The sequence below is a fragment of the Shewanella litorisediminis genome, assembly GCF_016834455.1.
In the GTDB taxonomy this organism is placed as follows: Bacteria; Pseudomonadota; Gammaproteobacteria; order Enterobacterales; family Shewanellaceae; genus Shewanella; species Shewanella litorisediminis.
This window is the reverse complement of the sequence record NZ_CP069213.1, coordinates 1,759,228-1,774,761: the sequence shown is the minus strand read 5'-3', so window position 1 is coordinate 1,774,761 and position 15,534 is coordinate 1,759,228. Positions and strand designations below refer to the sequence as shown.

The 15,534-nt window shown below is 53.5% G+C and carries 14 protein-coding genes and 1 tRNA gene; 10 read left to right on the top strand and 5 right to left on the bottom strand.

The window, feature by feature from the left end:
• The first annotated feature begins 347 nt into the window (after window positions 1-347).
• The 3 genes from JQC75_RS07715 to JQC75_RS07705 all read left to right on the top strand — a co-directional run bounded on the left by JQC75_RS07715 (window position 348) and on the right by JQC75_RS07705 (window position 1,959).
• Window positions 348-866: a GNAT family N-acetyltransferase gene (locus JQC75_RS07715; RefSeq protein ID WP_203326828.1), complete on the top strand. Its 519-nt coding sequence runs from the start codon at window positions 348-350 to the stop codon at window positions 864-866.
• Window positions 867-942: 76 nt separating this feature from the next.
• On the top strand, window positions 943-1,347 hold the full coding sequence (locus JQC75_RS07710) for a GFA family protein (protein WP_203326827.1): 405 nt from the start codon (window positions 943-945) through the stop codon (window positions 1,345-1,347).
• A gap of 210 nt (window positions 1,348-1,557) precedes the next feature.
• Complete coding sequence (locus JQC75_RS07705) at window positions 1,558-1,959, top strand: GNAT family N-acetyltransferase (protein ID WP_239002109.1); 402 nt, start codon at window positions 1,558-1,560, stop codon at window positions 1,957-1,959.
• A gap of 88 nt (window positions 1,960-2,047) precedes the next feature.
• On the opposite strand, the gene JQC75_RS07700 is transcribed toward JQC75_RS07705, so the two are convergent.
• Window positions 2,048-2,845: a M23 family metallopeptidase gene (locus JQC75_RS07700; protein ID WP_380797476.1), complete on the bottom strand. Its 798-nt coding sequence runs from the start codon at window positions 2,843-2,845 to the stop codon at window positions 2,048-2,050.
• A gap of 94 nt (window positions 2,846-2,939) precedes the next feature.
• Window positions 2,940-3,824 carry a 6-carboxytetrahydropterin synthase gene (locus JQC75_RS07695; protein ID WP_203326826.1) on the bottom strand — a complete coding sequence of 295 codons (885 nt, stop codon included), beginning with the start codon at window positions 3,822-3,824 and terminating at the stop codon, window positions 2,940-2,942.
• A gap of 281 nt (window positions 3,825-4,105) precedes the next feature.
• Here JQC75_RS07695 and JQC75_RS07690 point away from each other — a divergent pair, with 281 nt between their 5' ends.
• Entirely contained in the window at window positions 4,106-4,819 is a 714-nt protein-coding gene (locus JQC75_RS07690; RefSeq protein ID WP_203326825.1) for a DUF4336 domain-containing protein, read from the top strand.
• A 164-nt stretch (window positions 4,820-4,983) separates the two neighbouring features.
• On the opposite strand, the gene yejK is transcribed toward JQC75_RS07690, so the two are convergent.
• Window positions 4,984-6,012 (bottom strand): nucleoid-associated protein YejK, encoded by a 1,029-nt coding sequence (gene yejK / locus JQC75_RS07685; protein WP_203326824.1) that lies wholly within the window; start codon window positions 6,010-6,012, stop codon window positions 4,984-4,986.
• A gap of 77 nt (window positions 6,013-6,089) precedes the next feature.
• Between yejK and JQC75_RS07680 the strand changes: the two genes are divergently transcribed.
• The 4 genes from JQC75_RS07680 (at window position 6,090) to JQC75_RS07665 (ending at window position 11,304) form a co-directional block, all read left to right on the top strand.
• Window positions 6,090-6,308 carry a YejL family protein gene (locus JQC75_RS07680; RefSeq protein WP_203326823.1) on the top strand — a complete coding sequence of 73 codons (219 nt, stop codon included), beginning with the start codon at window positions 6,090-6,092 and terminating at the stop codon, window positions 6,306-6,308.
• A 76-nt stretch (window positions 6,309-6,384) separates the two neighbouring features.
• Entirely contained in the window at window positions 6,385-8,169 is a 1,785-nt protein-coding gene (locus JQC75_RS07675; protein WP_203326822.1) for a DUF3413 domain-containing protein, read from the top strand.
• Between the two features lie 161 nt (window positions 8,170-8,330).
• Window positions 8,331-8,407 (top strand) — tRNA-Pro (locus JQC75_RS07670).
• Between the two features lie 719 nt (window positions 8,408-9,126).
• On the top strand, window positions 9,127-11,304 hold the full coding sequence (locus JQC75_RS07665; protein WP_203326821.1) for a sensor domain-containing diguanylate cyclase: 2,178 nt from the start codon (window positions 9,127-9,129) through the stop codon (window positions 11,302-11,304).
• 65 nt (window positions 11,305-11,369) lie between these two features.
• Here the strand turns inward: JQC75_RS07665 and JQC75_RS07660 are convergent, their stop codons facing one another.
• Together JQC75_RS07660 and nadE are read right to left on the bottom strand one after the other, a co-directional pair.
• Entirely contained in the window at window positions 11,370-12,899 is a 1,530-nt protein-coding gene (locus JQC75_RS07660; protein ID WP_203326820.1) for an alpha/beta hydrolase, read from the bottom strand.
• A 52-nt stretch (window positions 12,900-12,951) separates the two neighbouring features.
• Window positions 12,952-13,782, bottom strand: a complete 831-nt coding sequence (nadE, locus tag JQC75_RS07655) for an ammonia-dependent NAD(+) synthetase (protein ID WP_203326819.1) — start codon at window positions 13,780-13,782, stop codon at window positions 12,952-12,954.
• A 109-nt stretch (window positions 13,783-13,891) separates the two neighbouring features.
• On the opposite strand from nadE, the gene JQC75_RS07650 reads away from it, so the two are divergent.
• Window positions 13,892-14,719 carry an AraC family transcriptional regulator gene (locus JQC75_RS07650; protein WP_203326818.1) on the top strand — a complete coding sequence of 276 codons (828 nt, stop codon included), beginning with the start codon at window positions 13,892-13,894 and terminating at the stop codon, window positions 14,717-14,719.
• Between the two features lie 3 nt (window positions 14,720-14,722).
• Window positions 14,723-15,406, top strand: a complete 684-nt coding sequence (locus JQC75_RS07645) for a LysE family transporter (protein ID WP_203326817.1) — start codon at window positions 14,723-14,725, stop codon at window positions 15,404-15,406.
• Window positions 15,407-15,534: the final 128 nt, after the last annotated feature.

The window sequence follows — 15,534 nt, the reverse complement described above, 5'->3', positions numbered from 1 at the left end:
TGTCATCCCTCTTCCATTCAATGGGGTTAAAAGCTGCATTGTCAGGAAACACGCTAAATCCATAAGCTGCATCAAAGTGATTATTTTTGGGAAACTTTCAGCAAAAAACGTTGCAGTCAGTTACTCTGGCTCCACACCTTATTTTTCCGGCGAGCCAAACCCAGAGCTCTGACCCTGTGTCCTGACCCAGTGCCGGCATAGGGGCATTGGCACTGGCAGGAGCCGATGCAAAACGATGACAAGCCAGCGCAGCAGCGTAGCTCCATCAGAATCAGTCAGAATAGGTCACAATCGATTCTCAGCCGGTTTTTACAGGGTAATTATCATTATCTAATCAGGTAGTTAACATGACAATGTCGTTTGAGACTCAAAGACTGAACGTGGTTGAAATAGTGGATAGCGTTGCATTGTCTGAACGCTCTGACTTACTTGAGCGAGTGCCCGCAATTTTAACCCCGGCAGTAGTTGAACATCTTCCCCCCTACTTCCACGGCGTTAATTCCCGCGGTTCGGCAGACATGTGGCTTGAACGCATGTTGCGAGAAAGCCGGTTACTTCAGGTCACATCCAAAACAAACGAAATAGTGGGTTTCCTGTTTATCTGCGTAGAGAACGAGCACCATGCCCACATCGGCTATTTGCTTGCACAGGCGTATTGGGGCAAGGGCCTGGCCACTGAATTACTGCAGGGATTCATTGGCGCAGCTGCCAGCACTGAGTCATGGTTAACCCTTGTGGGCGGCGTTGACAAGGCCAATACGGCATCAGCTAAACTGCTTGAAAAGTTGGGCTTTACAGCACAACCTCAGAGTGAAAACAGCCTGGTGTTTTATGAGTATCGGCTCTCTCAACCGGTGCCGAAATAAGTCAGTCAGAAAGGAGCCGTGCCTTAGCCCAGCATTTAATGCATAGTAAAAGTGTCAAACCAGTTGAGAGCAGATTATGAGTAAAAAGCATTCTGGTTCTTGCCTTTGCGGTAAAGTGCGATATGAGATTGATGGCGATTTTGAGCGTTTCGTCCTGTGCCACTGCCATTATTGTCAGAAAGATACGGGTTCTGCACACGCAGCAAACCTCTTCAGCACCTCGGCGACGCTGAAGTGGTTATCGGGCTTTGATAAAGTCACCGTTTTCAACCTGCCTTCAACGCGCCATACCAAAGCATTTTGTGCTGTTTGTGGCTCACCGGTTCCACAGCAATCGACCGGTAATCTCCTGGTCGTCCCGGCAGCAAGCCTCGACAGCGCCATTACCATTCCCCCCAACGCACACCTGTATATGGCCAGCCGCGCCGCCTGGGAGCATGATTTGGAGAATTTGCCGCGTTACGATGGACTGCCGGCATAGTTCAAGTCCACCAAACAAGACTTTCAAGCAGGAACTGGCTAAGACGCTTCATTCGAGCCAGCAATTGCCACGCAAATCATCATTCTGGTGAAAGCCTGCGCCCGGAATGCCGCGACTAAATCATAAAGCTTCGACAATGTGGAAATAGCCATGAGCCAGAGTATGAATACCGATATAGCCCCGGTGACCAAAGCGGATTTGGAGGCCGTTATGCAGTTGGTGCGCGAGGTTGCGCAGCAAGATGTGTTACCTCTGTTTAGTCACGAGGGGCAAGAAACCTTTTTAAATCGGGTTCTGCCAGATGTTGAAACAACCTTCGACAGCAGTAAATTCATCGCCTTAAAAGCATCTCAAGGCAGTAAACTTGTCGGCTTTGCTGCGCTTCGGGAAGGCAACTTCCTCACTCACCTCTTTGTCGATAAAAGCGTGCAAGGAAGTGGGCTTGGAAAAACGCTGCTGAGCACCCTGCTTGAGAGCACTGAGGCCAGTGAGGTGAGCCTGTGCTCCTCTGTCAATGCCGTGGGCTTTTACCAGCACCTGGGCTTTTTCCCTACTGGCCCGCAAGCGCAAAAAAATGGTGTTCGTTTTGTGCCCATGAGCATTAAACGCTGAAAAAAGCATTCACCAGAAACAAAAACGCCGCAACTCATCTGCGGCGTTTTTGTTGGGCGAACCATGACTTGCCTGCGCGGCAATTGGCTTACTGCTTGCTTGCCTTCGCGGCCTCTTTTTGGGCCAGTACCTCTTTCATGGATGGCACCAGGGTAGCCGGGTCGAGGCGCATCTGATACCAGTTAAGGCGCCAATCAAGGTGTGGGCCGTTGGCACGGCCAGTGGCCCCCACCTCGGCTATCTTGTCGCCCTGTTTTACACTGTCACCTACGTTTAAATAGAGCTTGGATAAATGAAGGAAGCTTGAGCTGACACCATAGCCATGGTCAATAATCAGGGTGCCACCGGAATAGAACATATCCGGTACCGCCAGCGTCACCACACCATCTGCGGGCGCTACCACCACAGTGCCGGTTTTGGCCGCCACGTCCACACCAAAATGCGGATTGCCGGGCACGCCGTTGTACACCCGCTGACTGCCATACACCCCCGAGATACGGCCGGTTAAGGGCCAGATAAAGGGCTTGGCAAAGGCGGTAATATCCGAGTCGATTGCCCTTGCAGCCTTGGTCATGGCGCTGTCTTTGGCGGCACGTTCCTGCGCGGCAGGGTCGGGCTTCATGATTTTCTGAGCGATGCCATTGACCTCAGAAATCCGGTATTCCCGCCTGGCGAAGGTCAGGGGTTTGATTTCAGTGAGCCCATCGGCATAAACCACTTCCAGAGTCTGCTTAAGCTCCCCTTCACGCTCAACCCCGAAAGCAAAGTCACCCTCGGGAGTGACTCTCAGCGGTGTGCCGTTCAGGCTGACATTCGCGCCTGGCGGCACCTTGCCACGAATAAGCGAGCCCTGCTCCATCTTGCCACTGAGTTCAATCTGCGCCATCGCACCATGGGTGAATGTCAGTAACAGGGCGGCTATCCAAGGCTTCAGTATCATTCGGTTTTCCACGTTAAGGGCATTAATCAGTCGAAATGGTTCAGTTGGCGGCAATTTCAGCGGCCGCGATAGCACCTTTGCCAATGCCTTCGTAGGCAATCACCTTAAAGTGGCTGCCGGGCACCTTTTCGGCGAGGGTCTTTGCCATAAAGTCCGCAAGCAACTCTACCGTGGTGTCGTGGGGGATGATGTCGCAAATAGCCCTGGGCATGGCGAGTTGGAAATCCCCCTGGGGCGCCTGATAACGAAAGCCGATGTGGGAGTTGTCATCGATGCGGCATTGGGCCGACAGTTCAAGCTCGGCCACCGGCACCACGTCTTCTTCGGTGCCGAGGTAGATATCTTTCCAGCGCTTGGCCCAATACGCGTCCCAGTCAGGGGCACTTTCACCGTTTTCGAAGATCTGTACCGGGCTGCGATGGCCATGGGCGATACGCTGGCAGTTGCCATCGTGCTTTTTAAGCCCGTGACTGTAATGGTAGAAGGGGCCGCTCAGTGACTCGGTTCTAAGGGTCAGATGGATGCCATCGACATTGTCTGGCAACGCTTCGCGCAGCGCCTTGCGCAGGAAGGCATTCACGGCTTCAAAGTCGACATTTTCGGCAGGGATAAGCGCAAAAGCCTGACTGGGGCACGCCAGATGTATGTTGCCCACTTCACTTTGGAAGTCCATCCATACTCTGTCGCCCTGCTGCTGCCAGCGCACATTGGATGAGGCAGTCGGGATAAGCAGACGGTGGTCGGCCACTCTGTCGATGGTGTCTTTGATGGTGCGTTTTACCTTGGCAAAATCCAGCACCATGTTTTGGCTGTCCAGTCCCCCTTCGAGGACCACATCCACTATCCAGCTCTCGCCCACCATGCCACGTTTGGCGCAAAGGTAAGAAAAATCGAGAACCGTTAAATCTTTAACAAACAGTTGCATAACACTCCCGGGCAGAGAAACAGTCTGCCGTGATTAGCGGCCGGGCCGCAACACCGCCTGACGGGCAATAGCCGAAAGGCGGTCATTCAGATGTCAATTCTAAACAATTCACTCGCCCCCGGCGAGCCTCAATGGTGCGAACAGGGCTAAATTTACGCCGCTCGCCAACGGCTTGTGCCTGTTGTTGGGTTCCGGCTGCAGGTCGCACTATTCACCTATGCCTCTTTTACCGGTCTCAACGTACAATCCTGAAGCTATCCCATGCAGTCAAAGGAGATGACATGAAAAGCTTCGGTGCCAACATCTTTGTGTTTGATGGTCCTGCCGTATCGTTTTACGGCATGCCCTATACCACCCGCATGACCATAGTACGGCTTAACAATAGCAAACTGTGGGTGCACTCCCCCATTGAACTCAATGATGAGCTGATACGTCAGGTTGAAACCCTGGGTGAAGTCGCCTATCTGATTGCCCCCAACAAGTTACACCACCTCTATATTGCCTCCTGGCAAGCTCGCTGGCCAGATGCCACGGCCTTTGTGGCCCCGGGTCTTGCCAATAAATGCCCGCACCTGCACTTTGATGCCGACCTCACCGACAAGGTGCCTGCCGAGTGGCGCGGTGAAATTGAGCAATGCATATTCAAAGGCTCGCCGGTGATGGAGGAAGTCGTGTTTTTCCACAAAGGCTCGCGCACCCTTATCCTCACCGATTTGATTGAAAATTTCAGCCCGGAGCATTTCAACGCCTGGCAGCGACCACTGGCCCGTATCACAGGCATACTGTCCCCCAACGGTAAAACACCGCTGGACTGGCGCTTGTCTTTTATGAATGGGCGCCACAAGGCTAAAGAAGCAGTGGCCCAGTTTCACCGCTGGCAGCCACAGCATCTCATACTCGCCCACGGCGAATGTGTGCATCAGGATGCCATGGCCTTTATTGAGCGCTCATTCAGCTGGGTCGGCTTGAGGCGGACTGAAACGACAAACGCGTAGCGCACCGCAGCAAGTACCAACGAGGGCAGATAGCACATTGCAGCCAATATGTTGGAAAGCGAAGATAAAATGCTGACAGGGTGCTATCAAGGGCACAGACTGATGATGGGATAAAATAGAAAAGGCGACCACAGGGTCGCCTTTTCTTTACATCTGCTTCAGGGTTATTCGCCCTTTAAGCGGCGGTGGAGCTGGTCTTTCAGGTTTGCCGGCACGCCCTTGATCAGCAGGGTGTCTGAAATAGGATCGTAAATCACCCGCTCGCCCAGATGATGACCATCGAAGCTGATGGTGACACCACCGCCGGTACCTGAGAATTTTTTCAGCTGCCTCAAAGTAGACTTGTCCACCGGGAACTCTTCTTCCAGATCGTAGTTGCCTGTGGTGGCAAAATCGTAGAAAGAGTCCATGCCCGAATCGGCCAGTTCATCGGCCAGATCCTTAATATCCACCTCGGCGCCGGCATCGAAACGCTCAGAGCAATATTCAAACACCTTGTCGCGACAGGCCTGGCGTTCATCCTTGGTCAGCTCGCTGCCGGCCACAAAGTCTTCCACCGCAATCATGAGGCTCTTATTTTGCGCCTTGGGGTTAATGCCCTCAACACAGCCCATAAAGTCGAGGAAGAAATCCGCCACCTTACGTCCGGCGCGGCCGCGGATAAAGGAAATGTACTTACGGCTTTCTTTATCGGCCTGCCATTCAGTCAAATCGATGCGGGCCGCCAGCTGAATATTGTTTAAATCCAGATGGTTCACCTGGGTCAGCTCCATATCATCCAATACTGTCATGGAAGACTTGGCACTGAGCAGCGCCACAAACAGATAGTCGCTTGCCATATGGCTGTAGCAGGCAAGCAGCAAAAATCCGCCCTGGCTGAAATCGTATTTACCGAGTTCATCCTGCAGCAGCTTGCTGGCTTGGCCTGTGAATTCCACAAAGCCCAGCCCACCATCGAGGTAGTCTTTCAGCCCATTGGCAAAGGCGGGATTGGCTTCGCCGTCTTCACCGTGGATACCAAAAAAGCCAAATCCCTTACCTGATTTGCTGGTGTAAGACTGATGCAGCTCGTCCAGCATCAGCTCAACCGCCTGACTGTTCAGCAGCGGCTGCGGGCGAAGACGGCAGCTGAGTTGACCCTCATGGGTTTGGGCGATTTCATGGATGATTGCCTGTTCTACTTTAATCGTCATACGCCTTGATAGTGATAGCCGTGGAAATCCGGTATTATATGCCGCTAACCCAATCCTTTGTGAAACATTTTTTGACTATGGCTATTCAATCCAAATACACCGATACCCAAGTGGAAACCCTGATTGCTGAAGTGCTGGCCGTGCTGGAAAAACACCAGGCCCCCACCGATCTTGGCCTGATGGTACTGGGCAACTGCGTCAGCCACCTGCTGGAAACCAAGGTGCCTGTTGCCAGCCGCGCCGCTGTAGCCGAACAGTTTGCCAAAGCGCTTAATCAGTCGGTGTCAAAAGCCTGATAAAGCTGGCACCCACACGGGAAAAGTGCTTAAGATACCAAGGTGTTAACCTGTCCCAAGGATAAGAGCGAACGGAATGGTTGAGAGGAAACAACAACTGGAGCGTGACAAGGTGTCACGGCTGGTTAACTGGGGCCACTGGTTTGCCCTGTTCAACGGCTTTCTGGCACTGATTGTTGGCAGCCGTTATCTGGAAACCGTTGGTCTTCCCGAGACCCTCACCGGCTGGGGCTATCTCGCATTGGCGAGTATAGGCCAGTTTTCCTTTCTCGCCTTTTTGCTGTATCTGCTGCTGATTTTCCCGGTGACACTGCTGCTGCCCTACTCAAAAATATTGAGGGGGCTTGCCGCCACCGTGGCCACCCTTGGCCTGTGTATTCTGCTGTATGACACCATAGTGTACGACGACTACGGTGTGCACCTGTCCCCCTTCGCCTTCGATGTGGCCTGGGCCGATTTACCGTCGCTGCTCAGCGGCACTTCCTACATAGTAACCCCGCTAGGGATTCTGGCACTGGAACTCACAGCGGCCAATTTCCTGTGGAAGCGCATCGTTAAAATCGAAAGATGGCGCATCGGCGGCAAGGTTGCGGCCGTGGTGGGCAGTTGTTTTATTGCCAGCCATTTGGTGCATATCTGGGCTGATGCCGCCCAGGTGAAGGACATCACCCGTTACGATGATGCTTACCCATTGTTTTATCCCGCTACGGCAAAAAGCTTTATGGAGTCCCATGGACTCGACTCCGCCGGAGGTCTCTCAAAGCTTGGGGAACAACAGCAATTGGGATACTCACTGAACGCGTTAAGCTGCGAGGCCCAAAGCCAGCCCAATGTGCTGATTGTGGCCATTGATGCCCTCAGGGCAGATATGCTGAACCCACAAACCATGCCGTTTCTCAGTAGCTACGGCAGTGCCAATCACTCCTTCGACAAACATTTGAGCGGTGGCAACCAATTCCAAAGCAGCATGTTCTCGCTCCTGTATGGACTGCAGGGCAGCTACATGGGCGCGGCCGATTTCCAAACGATTTCACCCTTGTTAACCCAGGGATTTGCCGCTTCAGGATATACCCTCAAGCGCTTCGGCCCTGCCTCCAACGACATTAATCAGCGTCCGCTGGCGCTCTTTAACGACTTTGAAGCTGCGCTGATGGATGACAGCGAATCCCGCGCACTGGCCGATATCCAAAGCCGCGAAGCCTTTGAAGACTGGCGCAGGCAGCAGAAGTCGCCCTGGTTTTCCCTGGTCAACCTGGGCGCACCGGAAACCTACGACACCCCGGTGGGCTTTGCCGGTATTGAAACCATCAAAGCGCCTCAGGGCATGGCTCCGGCTCAACGGGTACTCTTCAGCCAATATCGTCAATCGCTGCATTTTATCGATGGCGAGCTGAAAAGCCTTATCGAACATCTGCCTGCCGATACCCTGGTGATCATTACCGGCACCAGTGGCAAGGCCTTCACCAGTAACGAGACAGAAGCCAGACGCGATTTCTCCCCCCAAAGCGTTCGGGTGCCTTTCATTATTCATTGGCCGGGTGGCGAACAGGCCCGGGTCAACTACACCACCAGCCATCACGGTCTGGCCCCCACGCTGATGACACGAGTACTGGGCTGCACCAATGCCATCACAGACTACAGCGCCGGACGCCAGTTGCTGATGCCAAGCGAGCAGCCTTGGGTGTATGTGGGCGACAATCGGTTTTTTGCCATTTATCAGGATGATGAAATCACGGTAATCGACCGCCACGGCAAGTACGATATTTACAGCAGCGATTTTAAGACCCGATTAAACAAGAAGCTCAGTGCGCCGGATCTTATTCAGGTAATGCGAGAAGGCAGAAGGCTTTATCATCAGTAAAACCGCCGTGCACGCGGCAATTGATGACAAAATGACTGCTTAGGACACAAACTAAGCAATCAAACCAAATAGTTGTTATCAAGGCTTGCACTGCTTGGCGGCTCTTGATAAAGTTCGCCTCGTTGAGACGGCACAGAACTGCGCAAGCCGCTCAAAATATTCGGTATGTAGCGCAGCCCGGTAGCGCACTGTCATGGGGTGTCAGGGGTCGGAGGTTCGAATCCTCTCATACCGACCAAATCCAACAAAAAAGCTCAGCAGCGATGCTGGGCTTTTTTGTTTTAGTGATGTTCACGACGCCATATTGAAGCCAAAGCGGATGGGGTGTCAGGGGCCATCGGCCGAGTGTCGGACCATCGCCTCCTCTCATACCGACCAAATCCAACAAAAAAGCTCAGCAGCGATGCTGGGCTTTTTTGTTTTAGTGATGTTCACGACGCCATATTGAAGCCAAAGCGGATGGGGTGTCAGGGGCCATCGGCCGAGTGTCGGACCATCGCCTCCTCTCATACCGACCAAATTCAACAAAAAAGCTCGGCAGCAATGCTGGGCTTTTTTGTTTTAGTGATGTTCTCGACGCCATATTGAAGCCAAAGCGGATGGGGTGTCAGGGGCCATCGGCCGACTGTCGGACCATCGCCTCCTCTCATACCGACCAAATTCAACAAAAAAGCTCGGCAGCAATGCTGGGCTTTTTTGTTTTAGTGATGTTCTTTACGTCATATTGAAACCAAAGCGGATGGGGTGTCAGGGGCCATCGGCCGAATGTCTGACCCGTGTGACATCCAATCGCCTTCTCCCATACCAAGCCGACTCTCCCCTGTTAACGAACAAGTGCCCCGCCTCACACTGATTTCACATCACTTTCAGCCGTTTTTCTTTGCCGCCTGTTGTGAACAAAACGTTAACACTCTAAAGTAAGTATCAGAAACCCGTCTGATTTTTAGGGAATTATTCTTGCTGTCTTTTTTTTCTGCATCGCCGCCGCGCACTGCGATCATGTTGGCCATTTGCGGCTTTTTATTAAACCTGTATCCGCTGCCGCTGTTTGCCAACGTGCAGCTGATTTTGGGTAACGCCGCCTATGTGATTGCCGCCGTTATTCTCGGGCCACGATATGCCGTAGCCGTGGCGCTGGTCTGCGCTGCCGGGCTGTTTTTGATTTGGGATACTATGCATGTATTTTTGCTATTCCCACTCGAGGCGCTGGTGTTGGCACTGGCCAAACGACGCGGTGTTTACTCTCTTTATGCCGGGGTGGGCTTCTGGCTGCTGATTGGTATGCCACTGTTCTACCTTTACGGCCTGACTCTCACCACACTGCCCACAACTCACCTGCCCTTTATCGCCGTTAAACAAGCAATTAACGGCCTGTTTTACATTGGTTTGGGGGCGGTGCTGTTACTGATGCTACCCGCGCAGATGCAAAACACCGGCAGTCACACCAAGGCGCCGGTGCGCTTCAGCGACAAACTCACTTACAGCTTTACCCTGTTTATCTCGCTGGCGCTGCTGGTTGCTGCCTTGCTGTTCAGCGAGTTTTTTATTGCGCGGCAGCAAATGCTTATCAAAAAGAATCTGCAGGACAATGCGGTACATTTGTCGCAATCGACCTTTGATTACCTGCGCGAGCATCAAACGGCTATTGATCAGGGCGCCCTGTGGCTGTCAATGATGGGGGATGAACCTGAGAAGCAGCAGGATTGGCTCACTCAGTTCAACAAGGGATACCCCGCCTTTTTAACCATGTTGATTGCCAATGATAGAGGTAACATAGTGGCAGCCAGCCCTGCCGCGCGCATGATGGATGACGCGATTCAAAAAGGTGAGTACAGCGTCGCCGACCGCCACTACTTTCAAGAATCCTTTTATAACCAGAAGTCGTTTATCTCACCGGTGTTTCTTGGCAGAGGTTTTGGCAGCGACCCCATAGTCGCTATCAGCGCCCCCGTTTACGGCCAGGGTCGTTCCAGTCACCCATCCGGCATTCTGGAAGGCTCGCTGGATTTGAATCGCTTCGTGCTTATCGACAGGCAAAACCGTCATCATTCCGAGCAATTTCTGCTCCTGACCGACGACAGTAACCGGGTGATTTACGCATCGGCGCCACTGAATATTCCCCCACTGAGTGAGTTTGCGTCTGCCAAGAGTGGCCTTGAGTATCGAACCAGTTTGCAGTTGATTAACCTGCACGATCTGAAAAACCCAAGCCCTGAGTACATATATGCCGAGGAGCTGTTGCCAAATCGTTGGCGTCTGTTGGTGCTGTCGCCTTTCGCTCCGCTGATGCAACTGGCCGAAACCCAGTTTTTACGAACCTGCATACTGCTTATTTTCAGCATGGTGGTAAGCTTCTATCTGGCACGACTGATAAGCCGGATGCTGACCGGCTCCCTCGAAACCATCGCAAACGAATTCAGCAATCCAAGTGAACAACGACTGCCACTGCCCGCGGATGCGCCAGCCGAAGTACAGACCCTGTATCAAACCCTGAAAGCGAGTCAGCGACAATTGATGAGCCATCAGCTGGAGCTGGAAGAAAAGGTCGCCATTCGAACCTTCGAGCTTGAAAAGGCCAATCAGAAGCTGCAGGCGCTTGCAGAGCGCGACGCACTGACGGGTCTATACAATCGTCGCCATGCCACGGCAGGTTTTGCGCCTTTGCAAGCCATGTGCGAGCGCAGCGGCGAGGCCATCGCGGTGGTACTGCTGGATCTCGACTTTTTTAAAGCCATCAACGATAACCACGGACATTTGGCCGGCGACGAGTGCCTGCGTCAGATGGCCAATCTGCTCGCGCAAAACTTCAAGCGGGATTCGGATTTAGTCGCCCGTTACGGCGGGGAAGAATTTTTACTTATCCTGCCAATGACCAATGCACTGAACGTTGAGCATCACCTCAACCTGTTCCGCGAGCGGCTGGCAAAGCATCCTGTGAATAACCCCAGCGCCGATGAACCAATTCACATGTCTGTTTCGGTCGGTGCCGTTGTGGCCAATGCCAGTTTCTCTGACTCTCTGGAAGCCTGGCTCAAAGTCGCCGATGACAACCTGTATCAAGCAAAAGCCGAAGGCCGCAACCGGGTAATCTGCACGTTAATCAATGACGAAATACCCACACCTGAGGCCAAGTGATAACCAACAGGCCACTGAGCATACGTCGGGGGCCTGATTAAATGAGATTTGTATGGTCGCCACGGTTATGACGCACTTTCTGCTTCACTCACTCTTAGCTGCATATCAAACAAGTCCTTGATGACATTAAGCTGGAATTCATAAAATGGATTCCACTTCTGGCGCAGCATCTCATCGGCACTGACGGCGAAAATGCCACGCTCACCGCGGGATGCGGCACTGCCTATTTGAATACGGTCTGGATTTGGTGCCGCCATCATCCCGTAGAGGGGATCGCGAACCGAAAACGGCAACGCCACATGGGAGAGGGAAACCACGTTGGCAGGCCAGCCCAGTGTGCCAGTGCCCCCCCCTGCCTCACCAGTCTGTTGGGATATTGGCCCTGTGTTGAATGCCATGGTCTCAGGCCAGGGTAACGGTTCATCCGCCACATCAACGAGTTGCACCAGGGCTTCATCAGCCCGGTTTTTCAAAATTCCCACCCGGGCCCTTAGGGCCTGTGACCGATAAAGAGCCGCCAGTTCCAGCAATGGGTCTTTACGCATCAGAGTCTGATTAATCCGGGTTCGGTTAACATCATAAAGCACCAGCTGGTGCCGGCTGTCCGGTAACCTGAGATAAAGGTCTGCAAGCACAGCACGACTGGACACTGTGGCATCAGCCACCGACTGAAACGATAAAATGGGCGGCAGTGATTGCAGCTGCGCCTGGGTTAAGGCATTCAGCTGCAAACGATTGGATTCGGCGAGACGGTAGACCATGTCGCCGGCATTGACCGCAAACGACACATACTTGAAGGGGTCGTATTCGGTACCAAGGGCATTCCAGGCAAGCTTCTCCAGCCCAAGCCACTCACCAAGACGTGCCTGCCAGTATGCGCCGCGCGCCACTGGCGCAAGCCCAATAGCAGGTGACAAAAATACCATGGCCTGGCTGTCTGGCGTCTCGCCCGCCACAATGCGTTCCAGCTCGTGGTGCAGCGCCAGCGCAGCCCCTGTAGAAAACCCCAGAATATAAAGCGGCCGCCCGCCAAGCTGCGCCTTAAGGTGCTTCACTGCGAGCGTTACCGCTGCGCTCATATCCTGCCACTCGAGTCGAACCAGCCCCGAGGGCAAGGTGCCATGACCGGGCAACCTGAGTCCGAGCACATGAGCACTGCCTCTTAAGTCTTGTGCCAGATTTGACAATGCATAGGGCGAGTCAGACATACCATGAAGTAATAACACCCCATATTCTGCCTTCTCGTTTGGCCATTCGTAGCTCCAGTTCCAATCCTGCGACCAGCGGCGGGGATCCGATAAGCTGCCGCGTATATAGCGGTTGAGCGGAGAGTCCATGGCCACAGTATTGGTATAGATACGCCTTTCAATTTCGTCCTTAAGATTTACCTCAAGGGCGAGGTAGCCGGCAAAATCTGTTACCTCACCATGACGGCTGAAGCTATGTTGTAATTCCGTGGTATGCCAAATATCCAGATCGGGACGGCTGTTGAGAAACCAGACGCCAAAACCCAAAGCCGTAATACACACTCCCAAAGTGCCGTACACGGCGGCTATCAGCAGATGTCTTGACGTATTCAGCAGTACGGTTTTCATTGGTGGATTTCCTTATGCCAGACAAAAATGCCGGCACAGGCCGGCATTTTCTTCAGTCGTAAATTGTAGGTATTGGCTGACGCTTGTGCTGGGTAGCCTTGTAAATACCCACCAGTTTGTCTTCCACCGACTTGGGCACTTCTTTGCCTTCGAGAAAATCATCAATCTGGTCGTAAGTCAGTCCCAGCGCCACTTCATCTTCCAGTCCAGGACGGTCACACTCCAGATCCGCTGTCGGCGCCTTGACCACCAGCACTTCAGGGGCCCCAAGATGACGCGCTATCTGCCTTACCTGACGCTTATTGAGGCCAAAAAGTGGCGCCAAATCGCAGGCTCCATCGCCCCACTTGGTATAAAAGCCGGTGATATTTTCGGCGCTGTGGTCAGTGCCCACCACCAGGCCACCGATCAGACCTGCGATTTCGTACTGGGCAATCATGCGCATTCTGGCTTTGACATTGCCTTTTACAAAATCCACCTTCTCGGGCGCAGGCAATTCGAGGCCTGCAGCTTTAAACCCCGTCAGGGTCTCAGTGTGTATGCCATCACTGCCGCTGCCCACGTTCACCGTAACCAGCTTGCTTGGCTGAATAAATTCACAGGCCATCTGCGCTTCGTGCTCATCTTTTTGCACCAGATAAGGCAAACGGACCGCGATAAAACGGTATTGCTGGCTGTCGGTTTCCTCGTTGAGTTCGTTTACCGCCAATTGGCACAGGCGACCGGTTACCGATGAGTCCACCCCACCACTGATCCCCAGTACCAGCGTTTTACTGTGGGCTTCGCGCAGCTTGGCCTTGATAAAAGCTACCCGGCGCTGCACTTCAAAGTCCGGCGTAATGGCTTTGAGTACCCGCATTTCACGCAAAATTTGTCCTTTCACACTTCACTCCGCTGTCGCAAACCAAGCCCGGATCCGCTGCAATATTTTTCTAGCGCACGGCCGGGACCGCCCCGTAAACTGGGGTAAATTGTTTCATATCAGGTGGCAGATGCAACAGGAAATTATTGATTTCAGGCAAAGCAAGTTGCTGGCAGGCGCAGAGCTCAGCCGAGCCTGTTATCGGCATTTTGACTTTGGTCGCCATGTCCATGAAGACATACACTTGGGCGCCGTTATTCGCGGAGCCCAGGCGTTCAATCACAAGGGCTCGGGGCACACCCTCAGCCCGGGTGAGCTTTCCACCTTGAGCCCCGATGAGTGCCACGATGGTGTTGCCGCATCCGACGCAGGTTACGACGTACTGGTGTTGTCGCTACCACAATGGCATCTTGACCGGATAGCGGCAGATCTGGGCGTGGCCTTTGGGGGATTTCATGAACCAAAGCGCATGGATATGGTGCTTTACAAGGACTTTATATCTCTGCATCAGCTGCTTTACCAAGGCCAAAACCCCCTTGTGGAAGAAACCGCGCTGCTGGATTTTTTTCAGCGCCTGATTGGTCATGGTCCTCAGTCGGAAAACATCAGCAACAGGGGGAAAGGCGCTACCGGGGACAGCCGCGAAATTCGCCTGGCAAAAGCCCTCATGGCTGACAGCCCAGAGCCAGTGACCCTTGACCTTCTCGGTGACGCAACGGGGCTTGGTCGCTACCGGTTGCTGCGCCATTTCAGGACTCACACAGGTCTTAGCCCCCATCAATGGCAACTGAGGCTCAGGCTCGAGCGGGCCAAAAAGAGCCTGATGCACAATGATGACAGCTCTCTGACCGATATCGCCCATTTGCATGGTTTCAGCGACTTGAGCCATTTTAATCGCCACTTTCGCATGGCCTTTTTAACCACACCCAGCGCCTATCGTCGCGCTATCAGGAATTAACCGATGTTCGATTTCACCCTCCTTGGCAGCATCGCCATCATTCATATCATAGCGCTGGCAAGCCCCGGGCCGGACTTTGCCATTATGCTCAAGGTGTCGCGCCATCAAACCCGGGCTGTCGCCATGATGACCGCATTGGGCATTGCCGCGGCCATTTTGGCCCACACTGTGGCGAGCCTTACCGGTCTTAGCCTGCTTATCCACACTACGCCCTGGCTATTTGGCGCCGTACAGGCGCTCGGCGCCAGTTATCTGGGATATATGGGGATGGGAGCCCTGATGTCGGTGCGAAAGCAATTTCTATTGCGAAGGGCGCTGCCATTGTCAGCGGAGTCAGCGCCAAAGGATATGCCGCAAAACGCAGAGCCGATGCTGAGCACAGCAAAGGGGTTTCGGCTGGGACTTTACACTAACTTGCTCAACCCCAAAGCGCTGGTGTTTTTCCTGACATTGTTTTCTGCCATGGTGGGCCCCGAGGTGGGCGGCCCCACCCGCATCGCGTTGCTGGTGCTGATGTTTACCCTGTCCTTCGCCTGGTTTGGCTTGCTGGCAGTGCTGCTCACCAAAAGCAGCAGTCAGCGTGCGCTGGTACGCATGGGGCCTGTCATCGACCTGCTGACAGGTGTACTGTTTTTGATGGTGAGCGTGGCCATTCTCTACGGATTGGCGGCCGAGTATTTGGGGTAGCATGCCCCTTATGAATCAACTTGCTGATTGCGAAGCCTGACAGCCAGAGCTGCCTGTTCTGCCAGAGCTGCCAAGGCTGGAAGACAAGCACTAACTCGCATCAGGCGCAGGCACTTAAACCCTGTGAT

Bases quoted from the DNA above. Each gene is read 5' to 3' on its own strand.
- JQC75_RS07650 (WP_203326818.1), top strand. From the start codon at position 13,892: ATGCAACAGGAAATTATTGATTTCAGGCAAAGCAAGTTGCTGGCAGGC.
- JQC75_RS07675 (WP_203326822.1), top strand. From the start codon at position 6,385: ATGGTTGAGAGGAAACAACAACTGGAGCGTGACAAGGTGTCACGGCTG.
- JQC75_RS07680 (WP_203326823.1), top strand. From the start codon at position 6,090: ATGGCTATTCAATCCAAATACACCGATACCCAAGTGGAAACCCTGATT.
- JQC75_RS07690 (WP_203326825.1), top strand. From the start codon at position 4,106: ATGAAAAGCTTCGGTGCCAACATCTTTGTGTTTGATGGTCCTGCCGTA.
- JQC75_RS07660 (WP_203326820.1), bottom strand. From the start codon at position 12,899: ATGAAAACCGTACTGCTGAATACGTCAAGACATCTGCTGATAGCCGCC.
- JQC75_RS07710 (WP_203326827.1), top strand. From the start codon at position 943: ATGAGTAAAAAGCATTCTGGTTCTTGCCTTTGCGGTAAAGTGCGATAT.
- JQC75_RS07700 (WP_380797476.1), bottom strand. From the start codon at position 2,845: ATGGCGCAGATTGAACTCAGTGGCAAGATGGAGCAGGGCTCGCTTATT.
- JQC75_RS07715 (WP_203326828.1), top strand. From the start codon at position 348: ATGACAATGTCGTTTGAGACTCAAAGACTGAACGTGGTTGAAATAGTG.
- JQC75_RS07645 (WP_203326817.1), top strand. From the start codon at position 14,723: ATGTTCGATTTCACCCTCCTTGGCAGCATCGCCATCATTCATATCATA.
- yejK (WP_203326824.1), bottom strand. From the start codon at position 6,012: ATGACGATTAAAGTAGAACAGGCAATCATCCATGAAATCGCCCAAACC.
- JQC75_RS07705 (WP_239002109.1), top strand. From the start codon at position 1,558: ATGCAGTTGGTGCGCGAGGTTGCGCAGCAAGATGTGTTACCTCTGTTT.
- JQC75_RS07695 (WP_203326826.1), bottom strand. From the start codon at position 3,824: ATGCAACTGTTTGTTAAAGATTTAACGGTTCTCGATTTTTCTTACCTT.